We start from the raw sequence: 8,550 nt of genomic DNA, 5'->3' as shown, positions 1-8,550 counted from the left end.
GGTGCTGGTGGCCGACGTGGCCCAGTTGGTCGACAAGCTCAAGAACGAAGCGAAGGTGATCTGACATGGCCATTCTCGTTATCGCGGAACACGACAACGCCGGCCTCAAGGCCGCCACCCTCAACACCGTCACCGCCGCCGCGGCGCTCGGCGGCGAAGTCCACCTGCTGGTGGCCGGCAGCGAGTGCGCCGGCGCCTGCACCGCTGGCGCGGCCGTGGCCGGCGTCGCCAAGGTGCTGTGCGTCGATGCAGCCCACTATGCCGAACAGGGCGCGGAAAACCTTGCCGCCCTGATCGTATCGCTGGTGCGCGAAACCGGCGCCGCCTATAGCCACCTGCTGGCGCCCGCCACCACCTTCGGCAAGAACGTCTCGCCGCGGGTCGCGGCGCTGCTCGATGTGGCGCAGATCTCCGAGATCGTCGCGGTCGAATCGGCCGATACCTTCGTGCGTCCGATCTACGCCGGCAATGCGCTGGCAACGGTGCGCAGCAGCGATGAGATCAAGGTCATCACGGTCCGTACCACCGCCTTTGACGCGGTGGGCGAGGGCGGCGCTGCGCCGGTCGAGGCGCTTGCCGCCGGACCGGACCTGGGCAAGTCGAAGCTGGTTGGGCGCGAGCTCACCAAGTCCGAGCGGCCGGAGCTCGGCGCGGCGAAGGTCATCGTCTCGGGTGGCCGCGGCCTCGGCAGCGGCGACAACTATCGCGCGGTCCTCGAGCCGCTGGCCGACAAGCTCGGCGCAGCGATGGGCGCCAGTCGCGCAGCCGTGGATGCGGGCTTCGTGCCCAACGACTACCAGGTCGGCCAGACCGGCAAGGTCGTCGCCCCGCAGCTTTATCTTGCGGTGGGCATCTCCGGCGCCATCCAGCACCTGGCCGGCATGAAGGATTCCAAGGTGATCGTGGCGATCAACAAGGATCCGGAAGCGCCGATCTTCCAGGTCGCCGACTACGGGCTGGTGGGTGATCTGTTCGAGATCGTTCCCCAGCTGACCGCCGCCCTCTGAACCCGGACTGACCATGCCGGCGCGGAGCCGGCGCCTGTCCCGCTGCCGTGGGAGGGCGCCGCTCGGCCCGAACAATCGAATCAAGGAGTTTCAAGATGAGCAATTACGTCGCACCCGTACGCGAGATGATGTTTGCCATGAACGAGTTGGCCGGACTCGAAGAGATCTGCGGTCTGCCCGGCAACGAGGAAGTGAGTGGTGATCTCGTCGAGGCGATTCTCGATGAAGCTGGCAAATTCGCGACCGAAGTTCTCGCACCGATCAACCCGTCCGGCGATCGTCAGGGCAACAAGTGGGCCGACGGTGTGGTGACGACTGCCGACGGCTTCAAGGAGGCCTATTCGTCCTTCTGCGAAACCGGTTGGAACGGCATGCCGGCCTCGACCGAGTTCGGTGGACAAGGCCTGCCGGTGACGGTGTCGACCGCGGTGCTGGAGATGTGGAAATCGGCCAACATGTCATTTTCGCTGTGCCAGATGCTGACGCTGGGCGCGGTCGAGGCGATCGCCCATCACGGCTCCGACGAGCTCAAGAACACCTTTCTCCCCAACATGGTTGCCGGCACCTGGACCGGTACCATGAACCTCACCGAACCGCAGGCGGGCTCCGACCTCGCGGCGGTGCGCACCAAGGCCGAACCGCGCGGTGACGGCAGCTATGCGATCTCGGGGACCAAGATCTTCATCACCTGGGGCGAGCACGACATGGCGGAGAACATCATCCACCTCGTGCTGGCCCGCCTGCCGGATGCACCGCCGGGAGTGAAGGGCATCTCGCTGTTCATCGCGCCGAAGTTCCTGGTCAATGCCGACGGCAGCCTCGGTGAGCGCAACGATCTGGTGTGCGCCTCGATCGAGCACAAGATGGGCATCCACGCCAGCGCCACCGCCGTGATGGCTTTCGGCGAGAAGGATGGTGCCATCGGTTACCTCGTGGGCGAGCCCAACCGCGGCCTCGAGTACATGTTCACGATGATGAATCACGCCCGCCTCAACGTCGGTCTCGAAGGCGTCGGCATTTCCGAGCGCGCCTACCAACAGGCGCTCGGCTACGCCCGTGAGCGCATCCAGGGCAAGATCGTCGGTGACAAGTCGGGCGAGAAAAAGCCGATTCTGCATCACCCTGACGTACGTCGCATGCTCATGGACATGAAGGCCCGTACCGAGGCAACCCGCGCCATCGCCTACTACGTCGCGGGCTGCATGGACCGTGCGAAGAGCCATACCGACGAGAGCGTGCGCCGGGCCAGCCAGAGCCGTCTGGAACTGCTCACCCCGGTGGTCAAAGGTTGGTGTACCGAGACGGCGCAGAGCGTGACCTGGAACGGCATCCAGGTGCACGGCGGGATGGGCTTCATTGAAGAAACCGGCGCCTGCCAGCACATGCGCGACGCCCGTATCACCACCATCTACGAAGGCACCACCGCGATCCAGGCGAATGATCTGATCGGCCGCAAGGTGGCCCGCGAAGGCGGCCATGCGATGCGCGCGCTGCTCGAAGAGATGACCGCAACACGCGACGCGCTGACCGGACATTCCGATGCCCATCTGAAGAAGATCGGCGAGGCGCTCGGCAAGGGCATTGACACTCTGGGCGAGGCCACCGACTGGTTGCTGACCAACTACGAGGCAAATCCGCAGGCTGCAGCGGCGGGTGCGGTCCCGTTCCTCAAACTCACCGGCACGGTCGCCGGCGCCTGGCTGATGGGCCGTTCCGCTTCCATTGCCTTCGAGCGCATGGCCGCCGGTGATGCGGAGTTCTACGGCGCGAAGCTGGTGACCGCACGCTACTTCGTCGAACACGTGCTCCCCGAGGCAGGAACCTATCGAGACGCGATCGTCGGTGGCGCCGAGTCGGTGCTGGCACTGCCCGAGGCCTTGTTCTGATGCCCGCGCAGGGGCTACGTACGGAGGATGCGTCATGACGCGCGAATCGATGGAATACGATGTGGTGATTGTCGGTGCCGGCCCTTCGGGGCTGTCGACCGCGATCCGCCTGCGCCAGCTGGCCGAACGCGACGGGCGAGAGCTGTCGGTGTGCGTGGTGGAGAAGGGCTCGGAAGTCGGCGCCCACATTCTCTCGGGTGCGGTGGTCGAGCCGCGCGCGCTCAACGAGCTCATTCCCGACTGGAAGGAACGCGGTGCGCCGCTCAACACGCCGGTGCAGGAAGACCGCTTCCTGCTGCTCTCGGAGCAGGGCGCACGCAAGCTGCCGACCCCGCCGCAGATGCACAACGAAGGCAACTACATCGTCAGCCTCGGCAACCTGTGCCGCTGGCTCGGCGAGCAGGCCGAAGCGCTCGGGGTGGAGATCTACCCTGGCTTTGCGGCGGCCGAGGTGCTGTTTGACGACGCGGGCTCGGTCAGGGGCATCGCCACCGGTGACATGGGGGTGACCCGCGAGGGCGAGCACGGCCCCAACTACGCCCAGGGGATCGAGCTGCATGCACGCCAGACGGTGTTCTCGGAAGGCTGCCGCGGCTCGCTCACCAAGGGGCTGATGGCGCGTTACGGGCTTCGCGAAGGCGCCGATCCGCAGACCTACGGGCTCGGCATCAAGGAACTGTGGGAGATCGACCCGGCGGTGCATCAACCCGGTCTCACGGTGCACACCGTGGGCTGGCCACTTACCTCCGACACCTATGGCGGCTCCTTCCTCTACCACCTCGAGGACAACCTCGTGTCGGTGGGCTTCGTGGTCGGGCTCGACTACAGCAACCCGCACCTGTCGCCCTACGAGGAGTTCCAGCGCTTCAAGACCCATCCGGAGATCCGCAAGTACTTCGAGGGCGGACGGCGCATCTCCTACGGCGCGCGGGCGCTCTCCGAAGGCGGCTTCCAGTCGCTGCCCCGGCTCACCTTCCCGGGCGGGTTGCTGGTCGGCGACACCGCGGGATTCCTCAACGTGCCCAAGATTAAGGGCACCCACATGTCGATGAAATCCGGCATCGAGGCGGCCGAGGCGCTGTTCGCCTATCTGGCCGACGAGGCGCCGGCGAGCCCCGAGGTCACTGCCTACCCGGAGCGCCTCAAGGCGAGCTGGCTGTGGGACGAGCTCTACACCGTGCGCAACGTGCGCCCCTCGTTCCGCTGGGGCCTGTGGGGCGGCATGGCGTACAGCGCCATCGACACCTTCGTGCTGCGCGGCCGGGCGCCGTGGACGCTCAAGAACCACGCCGACCACACCCAGCTCAGAAAGGCCAGCGAGTGCCCGCCGATCGTCTATCCCAAGCCCGACGGCAAGATCAGCTTCGACCGGCTCTCCTCGGTGTTCATCTCGGCCACCAACCATGAAGAGGAGCAACCCTGTCACCTGCGCCTGAAGAACGCCGAAGTGCCGATCAAGACCAACCTCGCGCTCTACGACGCACCCGAGCAGCGCTACTGCCCGGCGGGCGTCTACGAAATCGTCCAGGAGGCCGAAGGCCCGCGGATGCAGATCAACGCCCAGAACTGCCTGCACTGCAAGACCTGCGACATCAAGGACCCCACCCAGAACATCGACTGGGCGGTACCCGAGGGAGGCGGTGGTCCGAACTACCCGAACATGTAGCCAAGCCTGAATACAAAATTTTCAACAAAAAGGAGACACCTCGTGTCTATTCAACGTCCTCACGGGGCTGAACAGCCCTGCTGGCCGCTTGGGCCATTCAAGATCCGCCTGCCGTTCATTCATTACAGGTGGGAATACCCTGAGATGATCCAGGGCCTGATCATGTTCGTGGTCGGCCTGGCGATGATCCCGCTACTGCAAAAGTACCTCGGCATGCCCTACGAGGCCGCGCTGGCCTTCTGTGTCATCGCCGGTATCGGCTACATGCTACCGGCCCTGCTCGGCGTGCCCCTGGTGCCTGGCTGGATTACTCCCGCCATTCCCGTGGTCATCCTCTTCCTGCAGGGCTTCGAGCCCGGACCCGAAGCGATCAAGGCGATGTTCGCGCTGCAGATCGAGGTGACTCTGATCTTCCTGATCCTCGGCATCACCGGTCTCGGGAACAAGCTGGTGACCGTGATCCCGAACTCGCTCAAGTCGGGCATCATCATCGGCGCGGGTATCGCCGCAATGATGGGCGAGCTCAAGGCCGGTGGCCGGATCGACAACACGCCGATTTCGCTGCTCGTCGGGTCCATCGTTTCGGCCTATGTGCTGTTCTCGCTGTCGTTCAAGAGCATCCTGGAAAGGAACACGCTGGCCAAGCGCATCGCCAACTTCGGCATGGTGCCCGGCATGATCCTCGCCATGCTGGTTGGCTGGGCCGTGGGTGAGTATCCGCTGCCCGACGTCCAGTGGGGGATCACCAATCCCGACTTCGGTCTGATGTGGGATTACCTCGTGTTCAGCACCGGCATGCCCGATACGAGCACCTTCCTGCTGGCCATCCCGACAGCCCTGATTGCCTATGTGATCGCCTTCGGTGACATCATCGTCGGTTTCACCCTGGTCAAGCGCGTCGATCACCTGCGTGAAGACGAGAAGATCGACGACAGCGTCACCCGGGTGCACATCGTGACCGCCATCCGCAACGCGATGCATTCGTTCTTCGCCCCGTGGCCCGGCCTGGCCGGTCCGTTGTGGACCGCGGCGCATGCCACCGTGGCAGAGCGCTATGCCCTCGGTCGCAAGGCGATGGATTCGATCTACAGTGGTGGCGGTACGTTCTGGATCGTCGGTTTCGTCGCCCTGTTCATGCTTCCGCTGGTGAGCGTTTTCAAGCCGGTGCTGCCGATTGCGCTATCGCTGACCCTGGTGCTGACCGCCTACATCTGCATCATGGTCGGTATGGAAGAGCTCAAGACCTCGACGGAGCGTGGTGTGGCGGGCATCGTTGCGGTGACCCTGGCCATGCCGGATCCGAAGTCCACGGTCTATGCAGTGGTGATCGGTCTGGTGCTCTACTTCCTGATCGAACGGCCTCATCGCGTCGGCACGCGGGATGCCGACGATGTCAGTATTCTTGCCAACTCCACGGATGAAAACGAAGCAGCGGACAGTCACGGACGTGCTCACCACAAGTGAGTGGCGGAAATTCGGGCTCGGAATCGCCGCAGTGTGATTCCGGCCCGAGGAGATCGACAGGCGGCCCCTCAGGGGGCCGCCTTTTTCGTCTACCGTGGTCCGGTCAGCGAGCGACCCTGCAAGCCGGTCGCCGCGGTCAGCGCGGTCGTGGTTGTCGCAGGGCGAGCCGGCGGGCCTGATCTTGCAAGCCGCCGTGCCCCAACAGGGGTGCAAAAACTGAACGCTGCCTTACTGAAATAGTTTCGGTTTGTAAGCGACAAGTAAGAACCCCCTTCCTATACTCCGACTGCGGTTTTGTGGTCTGCAGGGCCGGAGGACGATTCTTTCGTCGGCCCGACGACTTCACTAGTTAAATAAGGAAGAGGAGACGCTATGGATAGCAACAGTTCCGCCTACTGGTCGGCGACGCTGGGCTTGTTAACCAAGATCCTGATTGTCTGGTTCCTGGTTTCGTTCGGCGCGGGCATTCTGTTCGCCCCCGTACTCAACACGATCCACCTCGGTGGATATCCCCTGGGCTTCTGGTTTGCCCAGCAAGGGTCGATCTACTGCTTCATCGCGCTGATTCTGTACTACGCGCATGCGATGAACCAGCTTGACCGCAAATTTGACGTTCACGAAGAGTAAGGGGACGCTATGGATCTGCAAACTACTACCTATCTCTTTGTCGGCGCGAGTTTCGCGCTGTACATCGGGATTGCGATCTGGGCCCGTGCAGGCAGCACGAGCGAGTTCTACGCTGCCGGCGGTAACGTTCATCCCCTGGCAAACGGCATGGCCACCGCGGCCGACTGGATGTCTGCCGCCTCGTTCATCTCGATGGCCGGTCTGATCTCCAACATGGGCTACGGCGGTGGTCTGTTCCTGATGGGCTGGACCGGCGGTTATGTGCTGCTGGCGATGTTGCTGGCCCCGTACCTGCGCAAGTTCGGCAAGTTCACCGTGCCCCAGTTCATCGGCGACCGCTTCTATTCGAAGACCGCCTCGACTGTTGCCGTGGCCTGCCTGCTGACCGCTTCGCTGACCTACATCATCGGCCAGATGACGGGTGTCGGGGTTGCGTTCTCGCGCTTCCTGGGCGTGACCAACGAGATGGGCATCTACATCGGTATGGCAATCGTGTTCGCCTACGCCGTGTTCGGTGGCATGAAAGGCATCACCTATACCCAGGTCGCCCAGTACTGCGTGCTGATCGCCGCCTACCTGGTGCCGGCAATCTTCATCTCGCTGCACCTCACCGGCAATCCGATCCCGCAACTCGGTCTCGGCTCCAACCTCGTGGGTCAGGATGTTTCGCTGCTGTCCAAGCTCGATCAGGTCGTTACCGAACTGGGCTTCGGCAAATACACCACCTCGGTGCCGGCCAACAGCACGCTGAACATGTTCGTCTACACCATGTCGCTCATGATCGGCACCGCCGGTCTGCCGCACGTGATCATGCGATTCTTCACCGTTCCCACGGTCAAGGATGCACGTACCTCGGCTGGCTGGGCGCTGATCTTCATCGCGCTGCTGTATACGACGGCTCCGGCTGTTGCTGCCATGGCCAAGATGAACCTGATCGGCACGGTCAATGCTGGCGCACTGACGAACGCAGACGCCTTCGCGCCGGAGTCCGCCCTGGTGTACGAAGATCGCCCGGCCTGGATGAAGCGTTGGGAAACGACTGGCCTGCTCAAGTTCGAAGACAAGAACGGCGACGGACGCATCCAGTACTACAACGACAAGTCCAAGGACGAGGCTTTCAACGCCAAGGCCGAGGCCGCAGGCTGGAAGGGTTCCGAGCTCAACGTCAACGCCGACATCATCGTGCTGGCCAACCCGGAAATCGCACTGTTGCCGGACTGGGTGATCGCACTGGTGGCTGCAGGTGGTCTGGCTGCCGCGCTGTCGACCGCTGCCGGTCTGCTGATGGCGATTTCGTCCGCCGTCTCGCATGACCTGATCAAGAACGTCTTCAATCCGGGCATCTCGGACAAGAACGAACTGCTGTCGGGCAAGATCTCGATGGCCGTTGCAATCGTGATCGCCGGCTATCTGGGTCTCAATCCCCCGGGCTTCGCCGCAGGCACGGTGGCTTTGGCCTTCGGTATCGCGGCTTCCTCGCTGTTCCCTGCCATCATGATGGGCATCTTCTCCAAGAAGATGAACAAGGAAGGCGCGATCGCGGGCATGCTTGCCGGCTTGTTCATCACCCTGTTCTACGTGTTTGCGCACAAGGGCCTGTTCTTCATCAAGGGCACCGATTTCGTCGACATGATCGGCGGTCCGAACAGCTTCTTCGGCATCACGCCTGAAGCCTTCGGCGCGATCGGGGCACTGGTGAACTTTGCAGTGGCCTTCGCAGTAGATAAGGTGACGGCTCCCCCGCCGGATCACATCCAGCACATGGTCGAGTCGGTTCGCGTGCCGCGCGGCTCCACCGTGGTGACCGGCGCACACTGAGCGCGCTGTCACCGGTAGTGACACACCGCCATCGCTCCCCCGTCTGACGGGGTTCGATGGCGGTGAAAAACCCCGCCGCTGC

General features: G+C 63.4%; 6 protein-coding genes. All 6 read left to right on the top strand.

Annotated features, from left to right (window positions below; translation table 11 throughout):
- Positions 1 to 65 precede the first annotated feature (65 nt).
- The 6 genes from GQB03_RS19330 (at position 66) to GQB03_RS19305 (ending at position 8,468) form a co-directional block, all read left to right on the top strand.
- On the top strand, positions 66 to 1,007 hold the full coding sequence (locus tag GQB03_RS19330) for an electron transfer flavoprotein subunit alpha/FixB family protein (RefSeq protein WP_159692832.1): 942 nt from the start codon (positions 66 to 68) through the stop codon (positions 1,005 to 1,007).
- Positions 1,008 to 1,102: 95 nt separating this feature from the next.
- Entirely contained in the window at positions 1,103 to 2,893 is a 1,791-nt protein-coding gene (locus GQB03_RS19325) for an acyl-CoA dehydrogenase (RefSeq protein ID WP_159692830.1), read from the top strand.
- A gap of 34 nt (positions 2,894 to 2,927) precedes the next feature.
- A complete protein-coding gene (locus GQB03_RS19320) occupies positions 2,928 to 4,559 on the top strand; it encodes an electron transfer flavoprotein-ubiquinone oxidoreductase (RefSeq protein ID WP_159692828.1) in 1,632 nt (543 codons plus the stop codon).
- A 42-nt stretch (positions 4,560 to 4,601) separates the two neighbouring features.
- Entirely contained in the window at positions 4,602 to 6,023 is a 1,422-nt protein-coding gene (locus tag GQB03_RS19315) for a solute carrier family 23 protein (RefSeq protein ID WP_159692826.1), read from the top strand.
- Positions 6,024 to 6,395: 372 nt separating this feature from the next.
- Positions 6,396 to 6,650: a DUF4212 domain-containing protein gene (locus GQB03_RS19310; RefSeq protein WP_159692824.1), complete on the top strand. Its 255-nt coding sequence runs from the start codon at positions 6,396 to 6,398 to the stop codon at positions 6,648 to 6,650.
- 9 nt (positions 6,651 to 6,659) lie between these two features.
- Positions 6,660 to 8,468 carry a sodium:solute symporter family protein gene (locus tag GQB03_RS19305; protein ID WP_159692822.1) on the top strand — a complete coding sequence of 603 codons (1,809 nt, stop codon included), beginning with the start codon at positions 6,660 to 6,662 and terminating at the stop codon, positions 8,466 to 8,468.
- Positions 8,469 to 8,550: the final 82 nt, after the last annotated feature.

The sequence above is a fragment of the Cognatazoarcus halotolerans genome (assembly GCF_009800965.1).
GTDB lineage: Bacteria > Pseudomonadota > Gammaproteobacteria > Burkholderiales > Rhodocyclaceae > Cognatazoarcus > Cognatazoarcus halotolerans.
The sequence above is the reverse complement of the archived record's forward strand: the minus strand, read 5'-3'. Positions and strand labels throughout refer to the sequence as shown.

Bases quoted from the DNA above. Each gene is read 5' to 3' on its own strand.
- GQB03_RS19330 (WP_159692832.1), top strand. From the start codon at position 66: ATGGCCATTCTCGTTATCGCGGAACACGACAACGCCGGCCTCAAGGCC.
- GQB03_RS19325 (WP_159692830.1), top strand. From the start codon at position 1,103: ATGAGCAATTACGTCGCACCCGTACGCGAGATGATGTTTGCCATGAAC.
- GQB03_RS19320 (WP_159692828.1), top strand. From the start codon at position 2,928: ATGACGCGCGAATCGATGGAATACGATGTGGTGATTGTCGGTGCCGGC.
- GQB03_RS19310 (WP_159692824.1), top strand. From the start codon at position 6,396: ATGGATAGCAACAGTTCCGCCTACTGGTCGGCGACGCTGGGCTTGTTA.
- GQB03_RS19305 (WP_159692822.1), top strand. From the start codon at position 6,660: ATGGATCTGCAAACTACTACCTATCTCTTTGTCGGCGCGAGTTTCGCG.